This window comes from Streptomyces sp. NPDC001678, assembly GCF_042892945.1.
Taxonomy (GTDB): domain Bacteria; phylum Actinomycetota; class Actinomycetes; order Streptomycetales; family Streptomycetaceae; genus Streptomyces.
Genome location: NZ_JBIAUP010000005.1, coordinates 69,302 through 85,609 on the forward strand (window position 1 = coordinate 69,302; position 16,308 = coordinate 85,609).

Consider the following 16,308-nt stretch of genomic DNA (forward strand, 5'->3'; position numbering starts at 1 on the left):
CGCGTGGGGGGCTCCGCCCCCGGACCCCCGCCCGGTTGTGGGCAATCGTCCCGCTGGGCGGGACGGGTGGGCACAACCGGACCACCGGCCCGCACCGGCCCGACAACCGTCCTGTACGTGCACTTCCACCCGGCCGATGGATCCCTCGGAGAGGAGACGTACGACGGACTCCTCGCCCTCCTCGCCGAGATGACCCCCGTGGTGGAGGCCGTGCCTCCGGATGCCGCGCTCATGGACGTACGCGGAGCGTCCCGCTACTTCGGCCATCCCCCAGCGGAGCTGGCCGTCCTGCTGCGGGTGCGCGCCCTCGCGCGATACGGCGCCGACTGCACCGTCGGTATCGCGGCCAACCCCACCCTCGCGCGGATGGTCGCGAGGGACGGCCCGCCCGGCGCCGTCCGTGCGCTCCCCGCCCCGGACGCCGTCGCCGCCTTCCTGGCCCGCAAGCCGGTCGCCGCGCTGCCCGGCGTGGGGCCCGCCACCGCCCGTGCCCTCTGCGCGTACGGGCTCGACAGCGTCGGCCGGGTCGCCGAGGCGCCGCTGCCCACCCTGGAGCGGATCCTCGGCTCGGCCGCCGGACGGCGGGTCCACGAGCGGGCGCGCGGCATCGACCCGACGCCCGTCACCCCGGACGCCCGGGCGCGGTCGATGGGGGCGGAACACCGCTTCGCCACCGACGAGCTGGACCCCGGCCACCGGCGCCGCGCGCTGCTCGCGCTCGCCGACGGGCTGGGCGCCCGGCTGCGGGGGAGCGGCCAGGTCGCCCAGGGGCTGAAGCTCACCGTCCGCTACGCGGACGGCTCGTCGAGCACCCGCGCCAAGTCCTTCGCCGAACCGACCGCGCACTCACCCGACCTGATCGCCGCGGCGTACGCGCTGCACGCCGCGCTCGCCCTCCAGCGGGCCAGGGTGCGGTCCGTGGCGCTGCGCGCGGAGCGGCTGCGCGACGGCCACGCCGCCGCGCACCAGTTGTCGTTCGATCCCGCCGACGAGAAGGCCCGGCGCGTCGAGGCCGTGGTCGACCGGGCGCGGGCGCTCTTCGGCCCGGGAGTGGTGGGCCCCGCCGCGGCCCTGGATGTGGCACGAGACGTGGCGTGAGACGCGGCATGAGACGTGGCGTGACCTGAGCAAATCGTCGCGATCTTTGTGATTTTGCTTGACGCAAGCAAAGATCGCCCGCAATCTACCCGCAAGTAAGTTAACGACTTTTTCACACGCCCGTAACAGCTGTTGCCGGCGCTGTTCGGCGTACCCAAAACCCCCCATCCGCGAGGAGTTCAGATGAAGCAGCGTCGCAGCATCTGGAGAACGGTCAGATCCCTGCTGCCCGCGCTCGGCCTGGCCGTGGCCGCGGTCGCGATGCCCACCGCCGCGTCCGCCGCCACGGCCTCCGCGTCCCCGGCCGCCGCCTCCACCGTCAGCAGCGGCTGGAACGACGAGTCGTGCCGGCCGTCCGCCGCCCACCCCCGCCCCGTCGTCCTCGTCCACGGCACGCTGGAGAACGGCACCAACAACTGGTGGTCCTTCGCGCCCTATCTGACCGCGCGCGGCTACTGCGTCTTCTCGTTCGACTACGGCAAGATCCCCGGCATCCCCGCCATGTACGGCCTGGGCCCGGCCGAGAAGTCCGCCGGGGAACTGGCGGCGTACGTCGACAAGGTGCTGGCGGTCACCGGTGCGGCCAAGGTCGACATCGTCGGCCACTCGCAGGGCGGCATGCTGCCGCGCTACTACCTGAAGTTCCTGGGCGGCGCGCCCAAGGTCAACGCCCTGGTCGGCATAGCGCCCAACAACCACGGCACCACCCTGTCCGGGATCGCCAAGCTCCTGGACGTCGTCCCGGGTGCCCGGGGCATCATCAGCGGCACCGCCGCCGGCCTGACCGACCAGGTCGTCGGCTCGGACTTCATGAAGAAGCTCAACGAGGGCGGCGACACCGTCCCCGGCGTCCGCTACACCGTCATCGCGACCCGCTACGACGAGGTCGTCACTCCCTACCGGTCCGGGTTCCTCGACGGCCCGAACGTCCGCAACGTGCTGGTGCAGGACCTCTGCCCGGTCGACATCTCCATGCACCTGACGCTCGGCACCATCGACCGCGTCGCCTTCCACGAGGCCGTCAACGCCCTCGATCCCGCGCACGCCACTCCGGCCACCTGCGCGTCGATGCTCAGCTGACCCGCACCGATCCGTATCCCCGGGGGCCGCACTCGCGTGCGGCCCCCGGCCCCGTTCCGGCGTACGGGGTCAGGCCTTCTTGACCACACTCGACTTGAGCTGCATGGCGCCGAAGCCCTCGATCTTGCAGTCGATGTCGTGCCCGGCCACGCCCTCCACGAGGCGGATGTTGCGCACCTTGGTGCCCGCCTTGATGCCGGTCGGGTGGCCCTTGACCTTCAGGGTCTTGACGACGGTGACCGTGTCGCCGTCGGCGAGGACGTTGCCGACCGAGTCCCGGATCACGCCCTCCTCCGCACCGCCCGCGGACTCGGCGGGGGCGGGCGTCCACTCGTGGCCGCATTCGGGGCAGACCAGCAGCGCGCCCATCTCGTAGGTGTAGGCGCCGGAGCACTCGGGGCAAGGGGGGAGGTTCTCGTTCACCAGGACAGTCTATGGCGAGGCCCGCAAGGATGACGAATTGCAAAACTTTGCAATTCGCTACATGATGGCTTCGCTGTGCCCGCAGGTAGCCGCGGGCACAGCATCAGACGCCGCCTCCGCGTCGGAGGCCGGGTGACGCGAGAGGCTGGAGGTTGGTTCCATGCCGGTTCCGCTGTATCAGGCGAAGGCCGAGTTCTTCCGGATGCTCGGGCATCCGGTCCGCATCCGTGTGCTGGAGCTGCTCCAGGACGGGCCGCAGCCCGTACGCGATCTGCTGGCCGCGATCGAGATCGAGCCCTCCAGCCTCTCCCAGCAACTGGCCGTACTGCGCCGCTCGGGCATCGTGACCTCCACCCGCACCGGCTCCACCGTCGTCTACGAACTCGCCGGCGGCGACGTCGCCGACCTGATGTCCGCCGCACGCCGCATCCTCACCGAAATGCTCACCGGACAGAACGAGCTGCTGGAGGAGCTGCGGGACGCCGAGGTCGGGGCCCGGTGAGTTCTCCCGTCGTCCGGGCGTGGGCCCGGGTGCGTTCCGTGCTGCCCGCCCGCGCCGACCTGGCGGTCATGGGCCGCAGCCCGCGCCGTGATCTGCTGGCGGGGCTCACCGTGGCGATCGTGGCGCTGCCACTGGCGCTCGGCTTCGGGGTCTCCTCCGGTCTGGGCGCGGAGGCCGGGCTGGCCACCGCGGTGGTGGCCGGTGCGCTGGCCGCGATATTCGGCGGGTCGAACCTTCAGGTCTCCGGGCCCACGGGCGCGATGACCGTGGTGCTGGTGCCGATCGTCGCCCAGCACGGGCCCGGCGGCGTCCTCACGGTCGGTCTGCTCGCGGGACTGATGCTGATCGCGCTCGCCCTCGCTCGTGCCGGACGCTATATGCAGTACGTGCCGGCCCCGGTGGTGGAGGGCTTCACCCTCGGAATCGCCTGTGTGATCGGCCTGCAGCAGATGCCGAACGCACTGGGCGTGGCCAAACCGGAGGGCGACAAGGTCCTGGCGGTGAGCTGGCGAGCCGTCGAGGCATTCGTGAAGGCCCCCGACTGGACCGCCCTCGCCCTCGCCGCGGCGGTGGCCGCCGTCATGCTGACCGGCGCGCGGTGGCGGCCGACGGTCCCGTTCTCGATCATCGCCGTGATCGGAGCCACCGTCGTGGCCCAGGGCTGTCACCTGGAGGCCGCTCGTCCCATCGGGGATCTGCCCTCGGGGCTTCCCGCGCCCTCCCTGTCCTTCCTCGACCTCGGCGCCCTCGGGTCGCTGCTCGCGCCCGCCGTGGCGGTGGCGGCCCTGGCGGCCCTGGAGTCGTTGCTGTCGGCGTCCGTCGCGGACGGCATGACCGTCGGGCAGAAGCACGATCCCGACAAGGAACTGTTCGGACAGGGACTGGCCAACCTCGCCGCCCCGCTGTTCGGCGGTGTCCCGGCCACCGGTGCGATAGCCCGGACCGCGGTCAACGTCCGTACGGGCGCGACGACGCGGCTGGCGGCCCTCACCCATGCCGCTGTCCTCGCGGTCATCGTCTTCGCGGCGGCCCCGCTGGTCTCCCGCATTCCGCTGGCCGCCCTCGCCGGCGTACTGATCGCCACCGCCGTCCGCATGGTGGAGGTGGGCAGCCTGCGGGCCATGGCCCGCGCCACCCGCTCCGACGGCCTGGTGCTGATCCTGACCGCCGTCGCCACCGTGGCCCTGGACCTGGTGTACGCCGTGATCATAGGTCTGCTGGTGGCGGGCGCGCTGGCGCTGCGGGCGGTGGCCAAGCAGGCCCGCCTGGACCAGGTCCCCCTGAAGGCCGACCTGCCCGGCGACCACAGCGCCGAGGAGCACGCGCTGCTGGCGGAGCACATCGTGGCGTACCGCATCGACGGACCGCTGTTCTTCGCCGCCGCCCACCGCTTCCTGCTGGAACTCTCGGAGGTCGCGGACGTACGCGTGGTGATCCTGCGCATGTCGCGGGTGACGACCATGGACGCCACCGGCGCCCTGGTCCTGAAGGACGCGGTGACCAAGCTGAACCGGCGCGGCATCACCGTCCTGGCCTCCGGCATACGCCCCGGCCAGCGCCAGGTGCTCGACTCCGTCGGCGCACTCGGCCTCCTCAGGGCCACCACGGGAGACGACTACGCCGCCACTCCCGAGGCCATCGCGGCAGCCCGTGCCCATCTGCACGGTGCCGGCGTCCTGTCCGTCCCGGCCCAGAGCCCACCCGTCCGTCCTGTGCCCGTGATCACCGAGGAGCCCTCCCGTTGACCACCTCTCCACCCCTTCGCCGCATGTTCGAGGTCTCCGGCGAGGAAGCCTGGTACCTGCTCGGCGGAATCTCCCAGGGCCGCATGGTCTACGAGCAGCGGGACGCGCTCGCCGTGCGTCCCGCCGCCCACGTCGTGGAGTACGGGCGGCTGATCGTCCGCACCCCGGCCCCCAGTGCCGCGCTCTTCGGCCGGGTCGGCGTCACCTACCACTGCGACTACATCCACCCCAACACCGGCACCGGCTGGGCCGTGACGACAGGCGGCCTCGCCGAGGTCATCACCGACCCGGACGAGGCCGCCCACTACCGCCGCACCCTCCCCGGCTGGGCGCACGGCCCCCACGACACGCTCCTGCGCATCCATCCGCAGACCACGACCGGCTTCCGCTTCACCCACTCCACCGAGACGACCGGCACGACCTCCGGCGCCGCCCGTGGCGCCGCCCGGAGGCCGCAGGCCCGGTGACAGGCCCGGTGAAGCGGCTCGCGGTCCTGCCGTACCGGCACGTGCTCACTTGCCCGGCGGTCCCCGCGTCGGTGTCCCTGGCCCGCCGCACGGCCGAGGCGACGTACGCCTCCTGGGGCATCGACCCCGGCCACCGCGTCATGGGACCGGCACTGCTGATGCTGAGCGAGCTGGTCCTCAACGGCGTCCGCCACGCCGCCCGCACCTCCCCACAGCTGACCGTCGTCTACGCGGTCCGTACCGGCCTGCTCGACTTCGCCGTCCACGACCGGCACCCGTACCGGCCCGACCCGGCGCGTTTCACCGAGAGCCCCGGCGGACTCGCCGTCGTCGCCGAGTTCCTGACGGAACTGGGCGGTTCCTGCACCGTGCTGGCCGACGGCGACGGCGGCGGCAAGAACATCTGGATCACCCTGCCCACCTGACCGGCACCGGGACCGGCGTCCTGCCGCCGGAGACCGCCGGAGAGAACACCGCGAGGAACACCATGACCATCGAATGGCGCTACACCGACTACCCGGCCGCGGGCGTCCTGTCGATCTCCGGCCATCTCGGCGTGCAAGCGGCGGACCGCTTCGGCGGCGCCATCGGCTGGGTCGCCGAGCGCGGCACCGGACCCGTCATCCTCGACCTGACCGAGCTCAAGGGCTGGTCGGCCGAAGGCCAGGCCGCCATCGCCGAGGCCGCCGTCCGCCTCGCCGCGCACGACCGGCCCTTGGAGCTCGCCGCGATTCCCGCCGACGGCTCCCTCGTCCCCGACGCGGACCAGCGGCCCATACCGGTGCACCCCGATCTGACCGCCGCTCTGGCCGCCCACCGGGTGGGTGCGGACGGCCGAGGTGGAGCAGCAGCCGGATGAAGCCCGCTACGAGGTGGGTGACGAAGGCGTAGACCAGGACCCGCAGGGCGACCTGTCCAGGTCCTCGGGGACACAGAAGCGGACCAGTACGACTTTGCCGCAGCCGTGCACGGCGGGTTCCACGCTCAACATGCCGTCGTAGGCGGCGGCCAGGTCGGCGACGGTCCGCAGGCCGTCCCCCACCACCTCCGGGGACAGATCGGGCAGGCGTGGGTCCTGGTCCGCCACGCCGACGACGAGCTGACCGGCCCCGATCGCGATGGTCACATCCGCCGTGGGGGACTGGACGGCGGCGTGCCGGACGGCGTTGGCGACCAGTTCGCTCACCACGAGCAGGACGGCTCCCGCGAAGGCGGTGTTCGGGTGGAGCCCGTACTCCGAGAGCGCCGTCGTCGTATCGCGCCGTGCCTGCCGCACCGCTTCCGGGACCAGCGGAACCGTCAGGATGCGCCGCCATACGGGCGAAGAAGTGCTCTCGCACGCCGCTACCGGCAGCGTGCGCCTGCGACGCCACTTCACCGCGATGCCTCCGCCTCGGCTCCGAGGAGTTCTTCGAGGAGCTCGTTCTGTCCGGTGAGCATTTCGGTGAGGATGCGGCGTGCGGCGGACATCAGGTCGGCGACGTCGCCGCCGGCGAGTTCGTAGACGACGGTGGAGCCGGTGCGGGTGGAGGTCACGATGCCGGAGCGGCGCAGTACCGCCAGTTGCTGGGAGAGGCTGGACGGCTCGATCTCGATCGCGGTCAGCAGATCGCGTACGGGCTGCGGCCCGTCCTGGAGCAGCTCCAGCACACGGATCCGGACCGGGTGTCCCAGCATCCGGAAGAACTCGGCCTTCGCCTGATACAGCGGAACCGGCGCCCTCATGACCGCTCGTCCTCCGTGTCCACGCCGTGCGCCTCGGCGATACGCAGCGCGTCCTCCAACTCCTCCTCGGCCACAGCCATCGCGTACACGTCCCCGGCCTCCCTCGCGGCATCGAGAGCCGACCGCGCCTCGCGCACCCGAATCCGCGCCGCCTCGACGAACCCGCCCACCCAGACCTCCACGCCCGACACGTCTTGACCATTACGGCAACTGGTGAATTGAAGAACTCTTCAAGTCTACCGCGCAAAGGCTCCGGGCTGTCTGTGCTCCGTGCCTACGCGTCCTCGGACCGGGACCAGACGCCGGGCCCTCCCTCACGCCATTCGACCAGGCCGGGATCCTCCAGCCGTAGGTCGTTCATGTCCAGGCCGGCATGGCCGAGGAACTCGAGCACATCGGCGAGCCCATAAGCCACCCCGAGGAACTCCGTTCCGATCGTCACCTGCCGGCCGCCCGACGCCAGCGGGGGGTGGACGATGATCCGTGCGGGTCTGGACATACTCCCAGCCTGCGCCCGGACGGGCCGGGACGCCTCCGGGCCGCTTGCCCAAATGGTCCGGTGCTTGATGGGGTGGCCGGATGCGTATACGTATCGCCACGCCTTGTGTCGTATCCGCCGTTTTTGCGAGCGCCGTGCTCCTGACGGCGTGCGGATCGGAGAGCGCCCGTCCGGAAGGCGTCCGTCCGGCGGGCGGCGGTGAGGGACGGACCGCCGTGCCCAGCGGCCCCGAGAAGGACGGTGTCAGGATCACCGGCAGTATCGGCAGTAGTGGACAGGCGGCCTCGGCCGACTTCGAGGTCACCAACCGCGACACCGAACCGTTCACGTACACCATCACCTTCGAGGTCCTCTCCGACTCCGGCGGGGTGATGACGAACGAGCGACAGACGGTGTTCTCGGTCGGCCCCGGCCGGACCGTGAAGGACACCGTCCGCACACATACTCCGGGGCGGGTACGGGTCGGCAAGGTCCGGCGCGTCCCCTCGGCCGAAGCGCCGGACGGGACCGGCGCGTGCCCTCCTTCCGGGGTCCGCGTCACGGCCGACGAGGGCGACGCCGCCATGGGCCTCCGCGTCCTGGGACTTCACCTGGAGAACTGCGGGACCCGCCCCTACACCGTCGAGGGGTACCCGCTCCTCGGGCTGCTGGACGAGGACAGGAAACCGGTCTCCGGCGTCGGGATCCTGCACGGCAGCGGTGATATCGCCACCATGAAGGCTTTCGACGAGCCGCCTCGGCCGGTGGTCCTGAAGCCGGGCGAGACCGCGTCCGCCGGTCTGATGTGGCGCAATACCACCGGCGCCGGCGACGCTGTGAACGTCCCTTACGTGAGGGTCGAGGCCAAGCCCGGGGCTCAGCCGATGACGGTGGCGCCGGAACTCGACCTCGGCACCACGGGAAAACTCGGTGTCGGCCCATGGAAGAAGGAGACACCCCAGCGTGAGGGCGTCAGGCCCCTCGCCCTGGTCGTGGGTGCGGCTAAGGGCGGTGGCGGCTCGTCCCAGAGCAGGGCCGCGTAGTCGCTGAAGCGGCGCACCCCGCAGTTGCCGCATGTCATGACGCCGCGCGTCTCGCTCCGGCTCTCCGCCGGGTGCGCACAGAAACGCAGGCTCACGCGTGGGCCTGCCTCTGGTGCCGGCCCATCGTGGTCGCCCAGTACGCGGCACGTTCACGGTCGCCCGTGTGGCACGCGGCGTAGTACTCGCCCTTGATGCGCTGACACTCCTCGCACCGCTTGCGCGTGTGGGCTTCGCTGACCTGTTCGGGGGTATGGGGCATGAAGCAAACCCTTGTTAGACGGTCGCTCACTCACGCGAGCGATGTTCGCTGCTTGCGCTTCCAGCGTTGCGCCTCGTGCCTACGCTCAACAGGTCTGGAGCCACGCCAAAGGGTTTGGGGTGAAGGTGGGATGGCGGAGAGCGGTGCGGCCTACTTCGGGACCGAGGTGCGGGCCTGGCGCACGGAGAAGGACATGAGTCAGCGGGAGCTGGGGAAGGAGGCGCAGTACGGGCAGCAGTACGTGGCGAAGGTGGAGGCGGGGGAGCGGCTCGCCAGCCCGGAGTTCGCCGACGCGTGTGACGTCGTGTTCGGTACGCCGGGTACGTTCGCGCGCTTGCGGAAGCGGGCCGCGCAGCGGGGGTATCCCGACTGGTTCGTGCCGTACGTGAAGCTGGAGCAGAGGGCCACCACGATCCTCGACTACAGCTCGACCTTCATCATGGGCTTGCTGCAGACGGAAGACTACGCACACGCGATCTTCCGCAAGGCACACCCACGAGACGACCTGGACACGACTGCCGAGAGGGTCGCCCGACGGTTCAAGCGGCGGCGGATCATGGAGGTGGACAAGCCACCGTTGCTATGGGTCGTCCTCGACGAGTCGTGCCTACGGCACATGATCGGCAGCCCGCAGGTCATGACGGAGCAACTGCTCCATCTCCTCAGGAGGCAGGATGTAACGCTTCAGGTGTTCCCGTATGCGTCGGGCGCACCGGCGTGGCACGTCCCTTTCACTCTCCTGCAGTTCGCCGCCGACGAACCCGACGTGCTCTACCAGGAGGACCTCGTCGCTGGCCAGGTCTTCGACTCGCCTGCGGCAGTCGCCGACGCCAAGGAAGCCTTCGATCGGCTGCGTGCCGACGCGCTCTCCCCGGACGCGTCATTGACGCTGATCCGCAAAGCCATGGAGGAATGGAACGCATGACACACATACGCGCCCTCTCGGGGGCGGAATGGACCAAGTCCAGTTACAGCGCAGGTAACGAGGGCCAGTGCGTCGAGTTCGCCCGCAACCTCGCGGGCAGCGGCATCGTCCCTGTCCGGGACAGCAAGAACCCGCAGGGTTCGGCGCTCGCCTTCACCCCCGCCGCCTGGGCGGCGTTCACCAGGGCCCTCCGGTAATTCACTGGCGTCCGGCCGACGGCCCGGGAGACGCTGCGATCATGAACACGACCGTTTCCCTCCTCAAGGCAGGCCGCATCAAGGTGCGCTATCCGGCGGAGGTCCTGACCGACGACGGCACGCACGTCGTCGTCCGCGCGGCCTGGGCCGGAACGTCCGCGCGGGACTTCGGGTTCGTCCGCTTCGAAGAGGGCGACGTCTTCACCGAGCACTACTGGCGTGACCGCTGGTACGCCGTCAAGGAGGTGCGGGACGGCGGCGGCACGCTCAAGGGGTGGTACTGCGACGTCACCCGCCCGGCCGCCGTCGGGCCGGACGGGATCGTCGTCGAGGACCTCGACCTCGACCTATGGGTATCGGCCGACGAGACCGCCATTCTCCGCCTCGACGAGGACGAATTTGCCGCCAGTGGGCTGGCGGAACGGGATCCCGGCGCGGCCGACGCCGCCCTCCGGGCGCTGGACGAGCTGGAGGGCCTGGCCAAGGCGGGTTTGCTCACAGACCTGCCCGGGGGCGCCGTGGCAGGGTGAGGCCATGACCGAGCACAGCAGACCCGCCCCCGTTCCCGCTCTCGACCTCATCCTGGCCGTCGTCGACCCCGGCAGCTGGCGCAGTTGGGACCGGCCCGTCCCGCTCGCCACGCAGGACGCCGACTACCGCGCCGATCTGCTCGCCGCGCGGGAGCGGACCGGGCTCGACGAGTCCGTCGTCACCGGCGAGGGGACGATAAAGGGTCGCCGGGTGGCGCTGGTGGCCTGTGAGTTCCGGTTTCTGGGCGGGTCGATCGGGGTCGACGCGGGGGAGCGGCTGGTGCGGGCCGTGGAGCGGGCGACGGCGGAGGGGCTGCCGCTGCTGGCGGCGCCGGCCTCGGGCGGCACCCGGATGCAGGAGGGCACGATCGCCTTCCTCCAGATGGTGAAGGTCGCCGCCGCGATCACCGACCACAAGGCCGCCGGGCTGCCCTATCTCGTCTATCTGCGGCACCCCACGACCGGTGGGGTGCTGGCCTCCTGGGGTTCGCTCGGCCATCTCACCGCCGCCGAACCGGGCGCCCTCATCGGCTTCCTGGGCCCGCGCGTCCACGAGGCGCTGTACGGCGAGGAGTTCCCGCCGGGCGTGCAGGTTTCCGAGAACCTGCTGGCGAACGGGCTGGTGGACGCGGTGCTCCCGGCCGCGAGCCTGGCGGGGGTCGCGGCGCGGGCGCTGTCCGTGCTGTGCGACGGAGCGGATGGGCCGGACGCAACCGCCCCCGCCGGCCCGGAGGGTGGCGTTCCGGAGCCGTCCGTCCCGGCCGTCGTGCCCTCCGCCGAGGAGTCCATCCGGGCCTCCCGTCGCCCCGGGCGGCCCGGGGTACGGGAGTTCCTGCAAACGGCCGCCACCGACGTCACCCCGCTCAGCGGCACGGGCGCGGGGGAGCGGGACCCGGGGCTGCTGCTGGCGCTGGCCCGGGTCGGCGGGACCCCGTGCGTCGTCCTCGGGCACGACCGGGGCAGCCGTCCCGACCGGAGCGCGGGGCAGGCGCTCGGGCCGGCCGGGCTGCGGGCCGCCCGGCGGGGGATGCGGATCGCGGCGGAACTGGACCTTCCGTTGCTGACGGTGGTGGACACCGCGGGGGCCGCGCTCTCCCGTGAGGCGGAGGAGGGCGGGCTCGCCGGGGAGATCGCCCGCTGTCTCGCCGACCTGGTGAACCTGCCCGCGCCGACGCTGTGTCTGCTGCTGGGTCAGGGAGCCGGCGGGGCGGCTCTCGCCCTGCTGCCGGCGGACCGGGTGGTGGCGGCCCGGCACGCCTGGCTCTCCCCGCTGCCGCCCGAGGGCGCCTCGGCGATCCTCTACCGGACCACGGACCGGGCGTACGAGATCGCCGCGCGGCAAGGGGTGCGCTCCGCCGACCTCTTGGCGAACGGGATCGTGGACCGCATCGTGGAGGAGGAGGCCACCGAGGCCACCGAGGGCGGGGACTTCCTGGTGACTCTCGGCCGGGTGATCGGAGGGGAGATGGCTGCTCTGGTGGCGTGTGATGAGCAGGAGCGGCGCACGGCCCGACGTGCGCGCTACCGGCGCCTCGGTAGCGCGGGTGCGGGGGTCCTTCACGCCTAGGTCAAAGGGGGTATTACGGGCACACATTCGCAGGGAATTGACAAGGTTAGGTTTGCCTAACCTAAGGTCGATCTCGTGAACGTGACTGATGTGCGGCCGGCCGGCCCGGCCCGGCCGTCGCGGCCCCCCGCCGGGCGGGCCTCGGCGACGCGTGGGGCGTTTCTCCTGGCCGGCGGGGTGGTTCTGCTCCTCGTCGTGGCGGTGCTCGGCCTGGCGGCGGGCTCGCGCCCGGTGCCGCTGACCACCGTCTGGCACGCCCTGGCCGACGGGGACCGCAGCCGGGATGGTCTCGTCGTCACCGGGCTGCGCGTGCCCCGCACGGTGATCGGTGTCGTGGTCGGCGCCGCCCTCGGCATCGCGGGCGCCCTCGCCCAGGGCATCACCCGCAACCCCCTGGCCTCGCCCGCCACTTTGGGTATCAACCACGGTGCCGGATTCGCCGTGGTCCTCGCGAGCTACGCGCTCCACCTCTCGCGCCCCGCCCAGTACCTGCCCTTCGCCTTCGCCGGCGCCGCCCTCGCCACCTTCGCCGTTCTCGCCCTCGCCCGCCGCGCCGGCGACCTGGACCCCGTACGCCTCGCGCTCGGCGGTACCGTGCTGGACGCCGTCCTCATCTCCTGGACCTCCGCGGTCATGCTCACCAGCCACCGCACCCTGGACGAGGCCCGGTTCTGGCTGGCGGGCTCTCTCTCCGGGCGGCAGACCGGCATCCTGCTGCCCGTCGCCGTGCCGCTGTTCGTCGGTCTCGTCCTCGCCCTGGCCGTCGCCCCCGCGCTCAACGCCCTCGCCCTCGGCGACGAGACCGCCCAGGCGCTCGGCGTCCCCGTCGCCAGGATCCGCGCGGCCGGCGGCATCGCGGTGATCCTGCTCGCCGCCTCCTCCGTCGCGGTCGCGGGCCCCCTGTCCTTCGTGGGCCTCGCCGCCCCCCACCTCGTCCGCAGGCTCATCGGCACCGACCACCGCTGGGTGCTGCCCGGTTGTGCGATCGCCGGGCCGCTGCTGCTGCTCTCCGCGGACATCCTCGGCCGTCTGGTGCTGCGGCCCGTCGAACTCGAGGTCGGCATCGTCACCGCCCTGCTCGGTGCCCCGCTGCTGGCCTTCCTCGCCCGGAAGGTGGCCCGATGACCACCCTCGTGACAACCGCCGCACCGGCGGCCCCCCGTGCGCTCGCCCGGCAGCGCCGCCGCACCGCGCTGCTGAGCGCGGCCGCCACGGCACTGATCGTCGTCCTGGCGGCGGTCGGCCTCGGCACCGGCGAGGTGTCGATCGCCCCGCTCGACGCCTTGCGCGCTCTGGTGGGCCTCGGCGACCCCGGCTCGGTGATGCTCGTTCAGGAACTGCGCGCCCCCCGGGTGCTCTCCGCCCTCGTGGCGGGCGCCGGGCTGGCCGTCGCCGGAGCCGTGCTCCAGCGCGTCGCCCGCAACCCCCTCGCCTCCCCGGACGTGGTCGGCGTGACCGGCGGCGCCTCGCTGGGCGCGGTGGTCGCCATCGCCACGGGCGCCTCGGCGGCCCTCACCCCGCTCGCCGCCCTCCTGGGCGGGCTGCTCGCGGCCGTCCTGCTCGGAGCGCTGGCCTGGCGGGGCGGGTTCACCGTCTCCCGGCTCGTCCTCGTCGGCATCGCCGTCCAGTCGGGGCTCGCCGCCGCCGTCAACCTCTTCATCGTGCGCTTCCCCCGCGAACTCGCCTCCACCGCACTGCAGTGGACCACCGGCTCGCTCTACGGGCGCACCTGGACCGAGTCCGGCGCCGGAGGCGCGGCGATCCTCGCCGGGATCGTCCTCGCCCTGGTCTGCCACCGGCGGCTCGCCGTCCTCGACCTCGGCGACGACACCGCCGGCGCCCTCGGACTGGCCCCCAGGGCCGCCCGGCTGCAACTGCTGCTCCTCGCCGTCGTCCTGGCCTCGGTCGCCGCCGCCCTCACCGGGCCCATCGGCTTCGTGGCCCTGGTCGTCCCGCACATCACGCGGTTCCTGGCCGGCCCCCACACCGTGGGCACGCTCGCGCTGACCGCCCTGACCGGAGCCGCCCTGCTGCTGGGTGCCGACCTGGTCGTGCTGCACCTCCTGCCCGTGCACGGGCTGCCCGTGGGTGTCGCCACCGCGACGCTCGGGGCGCCCTGGCTGCTCGTACTGATGCTGCGTCAGATGAAGCCCAACGCTGGGAGTACCACCCGATGAGCGCCACGAACGCCTCGACGAACGCGAACGCCTCGACGAACGAGGACGCGAACGCCTCGACGGAAGCGAACGCGAACGCGAACGCCGCCATGGGCACGGGCCCCGGCGACGCGGCGCGCCCCGGCCGGCTCGCCGCCCACGGCCTGACCCTCGGCTACGGCGGCACCACCGTGGTCGACGGCGTCGACCTGACGCTCCCCGGCGGCGCCGTCACCGCCGTCGTCGGCCCCAACGCCTGCGGCAAGTCCACCCTGCTGCGCGGCCTGGCCCGGCTGCTGGCCCCCACCGCCGGGACCGTCACCCTCGACGGCGCCGGCATCCACCGGATGTCCGCCCGCGCGCTCGCCCGCCGCATGGGCCTGCTGCCCCAGCAGGCCGTCGCCCCCGAGGGCATCACCGTCGAAGCCCTCGTACGCCTGGGCCGCTACCCCCACCAGAAGCTGCTCACCCCCTGGTCCAAGGCCGACCAGGCGGCCGTGGAGGAGGCGCTCGCGCGCACCGGCACCGCCGCGCTGCGCGACCGCGCCGTCGACGAGCTCTCCGGCGGCCAGCGCCAGCGCGCCTGGATCGCCCTCGCCCTCGCCCAGGACACCCCGCTGCTGCTCCTGGACGAGCCCACCACCTTCCTCGACCTGCGGCACCAGCTCGACGTGCTCGACCTGGTCGAGGAGCTCAACGCCGAGGCCGGCCGGACCGTCGTCATGGTCCTGCACGACCTCGGTCAGGCCGCTCGCTACGCCGACCACCTGGTCGTCATGTGCGACGGCCGCCCGGCCGCGGCCGGGCCCCCGGCGGAGATCCTGACCGCCGGACTCGTCGAGGAGGTCTTCCGGGTGCCCTGCCGGGTCGTCCCCGACCCCGAGACCGGCACCCCCCTGGTCGTCCCGCGCGCGAGCGCCCGCAGACGCCCGGCGCCCGGCGCCTCCTGACACCCCCTCGCACCACCCGACCCGCTCGAAAAGGAACCCCACCATGACCCTGCTCCGACCGGCCCTGTGGCGACTGCGCAGAGTGTTCGCGGTGCTGCTCGCCGTGATCGTCGGTACCGCCGCCCTCGCCGCCTGCGGGGGAGAGGAGAAGAAGGACGACGGGGCCGAGCCCGCCGCCGGGAGCGGCTTCCCGCGCTCGGTCACCCACGCCATGGGCACCACCGAGATCAAGAAGAAGCCCGAGCGCGTCGTCGTCCTCGACACCGGCGAGCTCGACGACGTGACCATGCTCGGCATCGAGCCGGTCGGCGCGGTCTCCCCCCATATGAAGACCGAGGGCGGCTTCCCCTCCTACCTCTCGGCCAGGACGAAGAACACCAAGGACGTGGGCCCCATGGCGGAGCCCGACATCGAGCGGATCATGTCGCTCAAGCCCGATCTGATCCTGTCCTCCAAGGTCCGCCACGCCAAGGTCTACGACAAGCTCAAGGGCATCGCCCCCACCGTCTTCACCGAGACCACCGGCGCCCCCTGGAAGGAGAACCTGAAGGTCCACGCCCGGGCGCTGGGCCTGGAGAAGGAGGCCGGCGCGGCCATGGACGCCTATGAGAAGCGCGCCAAGGCTCTAGGCGAGGAGATCAAGAAGAAGAACGACGGGAAGATGCCCACCGCCTCCGTTGTCCGCTTCGTCGCCGGCCCCACCCGGCTCTACCAGAAGCAGTCCTTCAGCGGCATCGTCCTGACCGACATCGGCCTGCGCCGCCCCGAGTCCCAGGACGTCGACAAGGCGATGCTCGAGGTCTCCCCTGAGCAGATCGACAAGGCCGACGCCGACCTGGTGTTCGTGACCGTCGCCGACGACCCCAAGAAGACCCAGCAGAGCGCCGTCCAGGACAACCCCCTGTGGAAGGGACTCGGCGCCGTCAAGAACGACAAGGTCTTCCAGGTGCCCGACGAGACCTGGATGTCCGGCATCGGCATCCAGGCGGCCAACCACGTCCTCGACGACGTCGCCAAGGCCGCGGGCGTCCCCGCGCCGAAGTAGCTCCCCCCGGCCCGCAGGGCCGGCCTCCCCCTCCGTTCGCCCCGGGCCGTACACCCCCGGCCCGGTGCGGACGCCTGCCCCTCTCTTCGCGCACCCCTGCCCCCACGAAAGGTGCCCC

Annotated in this window: 21 protein-coding genes and 2 pseudogenes; 16 read left to right on the forward strand and 7 right to left on the reverse strand. The window is 72.3% G+C overall.

The window, feature by feature from the left end; all coding sequences use genetic code 11:
- Positions 1 to 117: 117 nt before the first annotated feature.
- The gene (locus ACFYZR_RS12085) at positions 118 to 1,098 is read left to right on the forward strand and encodes a hypothetical protein (protein WP_391908735.1); all 981 of its coding nucleotides are present in this window, start codon (positions 118 to 120) and stop codon (positions 1,096 to 1,098) included.
- A 183-nt stretch (positions 1,099 to 1,281) separates the two neighbouring features.
- Positions 1,282 to 2,178, forward strand: coding sequence for an esterase/lipase family protein (locus tag ACFYZR_RS12090; protein WP_391908737.1), 897 nt, complete (start codon positions 1,282 to 1,284; stop codon positions 2,176 to 2,178).
- Positions 2,179 to 2,247: 69 nt separating this feature from the next.
- Here the strand turns inward: ACFYZR_RS12090 and ACFYZR_RS12095 are convergent, their stop codons facing one another.
- Positions 2,248 to 2,601: a zinc ribbon domain-containing protein YjdM gene (locus tag ACFYZR_RS12095; RefSeq protein ID WP_391908740.1), complete on the reverse strand. Its 354-nt coding sequence runs from the start codon at positions 2,599 to 2,601 to the stop codon at positions 2,248 to 2,250.
- A 160-nt stretch (positions 2,602 to 2,761) separates the two neighbouring features.
- Here ACFYZR_RS12095 and ACFYZR_RS12100 point away from each other — a divergent pair, with 160 nt between their 5' ends.
- The 5 genes from ACFYZR_RS12100 (at position 2,762) to ACFYZR_RS12120 (ending at position 6,174) form a co-directional block, all read left to right on the forward strand.
- Positions 2,762 to 3,103: an ArsR/SmtB family transcription factor gene (locus tag ACFYZR_RS12100; RefSeq protein ID WP_391908742.1), complete on the forward strand. Its 342-nt coding sequence runs from the start codon at positions 2,762 to 2,764 to the stop codon at positions 3,101 to 3,103.
- Positions 3,104 to 3,171: 68 nt separating this feature from the next.
- Positions 3,172 to 4,848 carry a SulP family inorganic anion transporter gene (locus ACFYZR_RS12105; protein WP_391909762.1) on the forward strand — a complete coding sequence of 559 codons (1,677 nt, stop codon included), beginning with the start codon at positions 3,172 to 3,174 and terminating at the stop codon, positions 4,846 to 4,848.
- Entirely contained in the window at positions 4,845 to 5,315 is a 471-nt protein-coding gene (locus ACFYZR_RS12110) for a pyridoxamine 5'-phosphate oxidase family protein (protein ID WP_391908745.1), read from the forward strand. Before ACFYZR_RS12105 ends, ACFYZR_RS12110 begins: the two co-directional genes overlap by 4 nt.
- The gene (locus tag ACFYZR_RS12115) at positions 5,312 to 5,740 is read left to right on the forward strand and encodes an ATP-binding protein (protein ID WP_391908748.1); all 429 of its coding nucleotides are present in this window, start codon (positions 5,312 to 5,314) and stop codon (positions 5,738 to 5,740) included. The genes ACFYZR_RS12110 and ACFYZR_RS12115 overlap by 4 nt, the downstream gene beginning before the upstream one ends.
- A 62-nt stretch (positions 5,741 to 5,802) precedes the next feature.
- Positions 5,803 to 6,174, forward strand: coding sequence for an anti-sigma factor antagonist (locus tag ACFYZR_RS12120; protein ID WP_391908750.1), 372 nt, complete (start codon positions 5,803 to 5,805; stop codon positions 6,172 to 6,174).
- A gap of 10 nt (positions 6,175 to 6,184) precedes the next feature.
- Here the strand turns inward: ACFYZR_RS12120 and ACFYZR_RS12125 are convergent.
- The 5 genes and pseudogenes from ACFYZR_RS12125 to ACFYZR_RS12145 all read right to left on the reverse strand — a co-directional run.
- Positions 6,185 to 6,277, reverse strand: a pseudogene (locus tag ACFYZR_RS12125) (hypothetical protein); the annotation flags it as partial.
- Positions 6,278 to 6,381: 104 nt separating this feature from the next.
- A pseudogene (locus ACFYZR_RS12130) lies at positions 6,382 to 6,693 on the reverse strand (ATP-binding protein); the annotation flags it as partial.
- Positions 6,690 to 7,040 carry an ArsR/SmtB family transcription factor gene (locus ACFYZR_RS12135; RefSeq protein ID WP_391908753.1) on the reverse strand — a complete coding sequence of 117 codons (351 nt, stop codon included), beginning with the start codon at positions 7,038 to 7,040 and terminating at the stop codon, positions 6,690 to 6,692. The gene ACFYZR_RS12135 and the pseudogene ACFYZR_RS12130, both read right to left, overlap by 4 nt.
- A complete protein-coding gene (locus tag ACFYZR_RS12140) occupies positions 7,037 to 7,231 on the reverse strand; it encodes a hypothetical protein (protein WP_391908755.1) in 195 nt (64 codons plus the stop codon). Before ACFYZR_RS12140 ends, ACFYZR_RS12135 begins: the two co-directional genes overlap by 4 nt.
- 83 nt (positions 7,232 to 7,314) lie before the next feature.
- Complete coding sequence (locus tag ACFYZR_RS12145; RefSeq protein WP_391908757.1) at positions 7,315 to 7,539, reverse strand: hypothetical protein; 225 nt, start codon at positions 7,537 to 7,539, stop codon at positions 7,315 to 7,317.
- Between the two features lie 80 nt (positions 7,540 to 7,619).
- Here ACFYZR_RS12145 and ACFYZR_RS12150 point away from each other — a divergent pair, with 80 nt between their 5' ends.
- The gene (locus tag ACFYZR_RS12150) at positions 7,620 to 8,561 is read left to right on the forward strand and encodes a DUF4232 domain-containing protein (RefSeq protein WP_391908760.1); all 942 of its coding nucleotides are present in this window, start codon (positions 7,620 to 7,622) and stop codon (positions 8,559 to 8,561) included.
- A gap of 91 nt (positions 8,562 to 8,652) precedes the next feature.
- Here ACFYZR_RS12150 and ACFYZR_RS12155 read toward each other — a convergent pair whose 3' ends face one another.
- Positions 8,653 to 8,820, reverse strand: a complete 168-nt coding sequence (locus tag ACFYZR_RS12155) for a hypothetical protein (protein WP_391908762.1) — start codon at positions 8,818 to 8,820, stop codon at positions 8,653 to 8,655.
- A 130-nt stretch (positions 8,821 to 8,950) separates the two neighbouring features.
- Between ACFYZR_RS12155 and ACFYZR_RS12160 the strand changes: the two genes are divergently transcribed.
- The 8 genes from ACFYZR_RS12160 to ACFYZR_RS12195 all read left to right on the forward strand — a co-directional run bounded on the left by ACFYZR_RS12160 (position 8,951) and on the right by ACFYZR_RS12195 (position 16,190).
- Positions 8,951 to 9,745 carry a helix-turn-helix transcriptional regulator gene (locus ACFYZR_RS12160; RefSeq protein ID WP_391908764.1) on the forward strand — a complete coding sequence of 265 codons (795 nt, stop codon included), beginning with the start codon at positions 8,951 to 8,953 and terminating at the stop codon, positions 9,743 to 9,745.
- On the forward strand, positions 9,742 to 9,942 hold the full coding sequence (locus ACFYZR_RS12165; RefSeq protein ID WP_391908767.1) for a DUF397 domain-containing protein: 201 nt from the start codon (positions 9,742 to 9,744) through the stop codon (positions 9,940 to 9,942). Before ACFYZR_RS12160 ends, ACFYZR_RS12165 begins: the two co-directional genes overlap by 4 nt.
- 41 nt (positions 9,943 to 9,983) lie before the next feature.
- Positions 9,984 to 10,472: a DUF402 domain-containing protein gene (locus tag ACFYZR_RS12170; protein WP_391908770.1), complete on the forward strand. Its 489-nt coding sequence runs from the start codon at positions 9,984 to 9,986 to the stop codon at positions 10,470 to 10,472.
- Between the two features lie 4 nt (positions 10,473 to 10,476).
- The gene (locus ACFYZR_RS12175) at positions 10,477 to 12,039 is read left to right on the forward strand and encodes a carboxyl transferase domain-containing protein (protein WP_391908773.1); all 1,563 of its coding nucleotides are present in this window, start codon (positions 10,477 to 10,479) and stop codon (positions 12,037 to 12,039) included.
- Between the two features lie 165 nt (positions 12,040 to 12,204).
- The gene (locus tag ACFYZR_RS12180; RefSeq protein WP_391909765.1) at positions 12,205 to 13,164 is read left to right on the forward strand and encodes a FecCD family ABC transporter permease; all 960 of its coding nucleotides are present in this window, start codon (positions 12,205 to 12,207) and stop codon (positions 13,162 to 13,164) included.
- Positions 13,161 to 14,216 (forward strand): FecCD family ABC transporter permease, encoded by a 1,056-nt coding sequence (locus tag ACFYZR_RS12185; RefSeq protein ID WP_391908776.1) that lies wholly within the window; start codon positions 13,161 to 13,163, stop codon positions 14,214 to 14,216. Before ACFYZR_RS12180 ends, ACFYZR_RS12185 begins: the two co-directional genes overlap by 4 nt.
- A gap of 89 nt (positions 14,217 to 14,305) precedes the next feature.
- Entirely contained in the window at positions 14,306 to 15,145 is an 840-nt protein-coding gene (locus ACFYZR_RS12190) for an ABC transporter ATP-binding protein (protein WP_391909768.1), read from the forward strand.
- A 43-nt stretch (positions 15,146 to 15,188) separates the two neighbouring features.
- Positions 15,189 to 16,190, forward strand: a complete 1,002-nt coding sequence (locus tag ACFYZR_RS12195) for an ABC transporter substrate-binding protein (RefSeq protein WP_391908779.1) — start codon at positions 15,189 to 15,191, stop codon at positions 16,188 to 16,190.
- Positions 16,191 to 16,308 lie beyond the last annotated feature (118 nt).

Coding starts and splice junctions, on each gene's coding strand:
- ACFYZR_RS12090 (WP_391908737.1), top strand. CDS start 1,282: ATGAAGCAGCGTCGCAGCATCTGGAGAACGGTCAGATCCCTGCTGCCC.
- ACFYZR_RS12100 (WP_391908742.1), top strand. CDS start 2,762: ATGCCGGTTCCGCTGTATCAGGCGAAGGCCGAGTTCTTCCGGATGCTC.
- ACFYZR_RS12105 (WP_391909762.1), top strand. CDS start 3,172: ATGGGCCGCAGCCCGCGCCGTGATCTGCTGGCGGGGCTCACCGTGGCG.
- ACFYZR_RS12120 (WP_391908750.1), top strand. CDS start 5,803: ATGACCATCGAATGGCGCTACACCGACTACCCGGCCGCGGGCGTCCTG.
- ACFYZR_RS12135 (WP_391908753.1), bottom strand. CDS start 7,040: ATGAGGGCGCCGGTTCCGCTGTATCAGGCGAAGGCCGAGTTCTTCCGG.
- ACFYZR_RS12145 (WP_391908757.1), bottom strand. CDS start 7,539: ATGTCCAGACCCGCACGGATCATCGTCCACCCCCCGCTGGCGTCGGGC.
- ACFYZR_RS12150 (WP_391908760.1), top strand. CDS start 7,620: ATGCGTATACGTATCGCCACGCCTTGTGTCGTATCCGCCGTTTTTGCG.
- ACFYZR_RS12155 (WP_391908762.1), bottom strand. CDS start 8,820: ATGCCCCATACCCCCGAACAGGTCAGCGAAGCCCACACGCGCAAGCGG.
- ACFYZR_RS12160 (WP_391908764.1), top strand. CDS start 8,951: ATGGCGGAGAGCGGTGCGGCCTACTTCGGGACCGAGGTGCGGGCCTGG.
- ACFYZR_RS12165 (WP_391908767.1), top strand. CDS start 9,742: ATGACACACATACGCGCCCTCTCGGGGGCGGAATGGACCAAGTCCAGT.
- ACFYZR_RS12170 (WP_391908770.1), top strand. CDS start 9,984: ATGAACACGACCGTTTCCCTCCTCAAGGCAGGCCGCATCAAGGTGCGC.
- ACFYZR_RS12175 (WP_391908773.1), top strand. CDS start 10,477: ATGACCGAGCACAGCAGACCCGCCCCCGTTCCCGCTCTCGACCTCATC.
- ACFYZR_RS12185 (WP_391908776.1), top strand. CDS start 13,161: ATGACCACCCTCGTGACAACCGCCGCACCGGCGGCCCCCCGTGCGCTC.
- ACFYZR_RS12190 (WP_391909768.1), top strand. CDS start 14,306: ATGGGCACGGGCCCCGGCGACGCGGCGCGCCCCGGCCGGCTCGCCGCC.
- ACFYZR_RS12195 (WP_391908779.1), top strand. CDS start 15,189: ATGACCCTGCTCCGACCGGCCCTGTGGCGACTGCGCAGAGTGTTCGCG.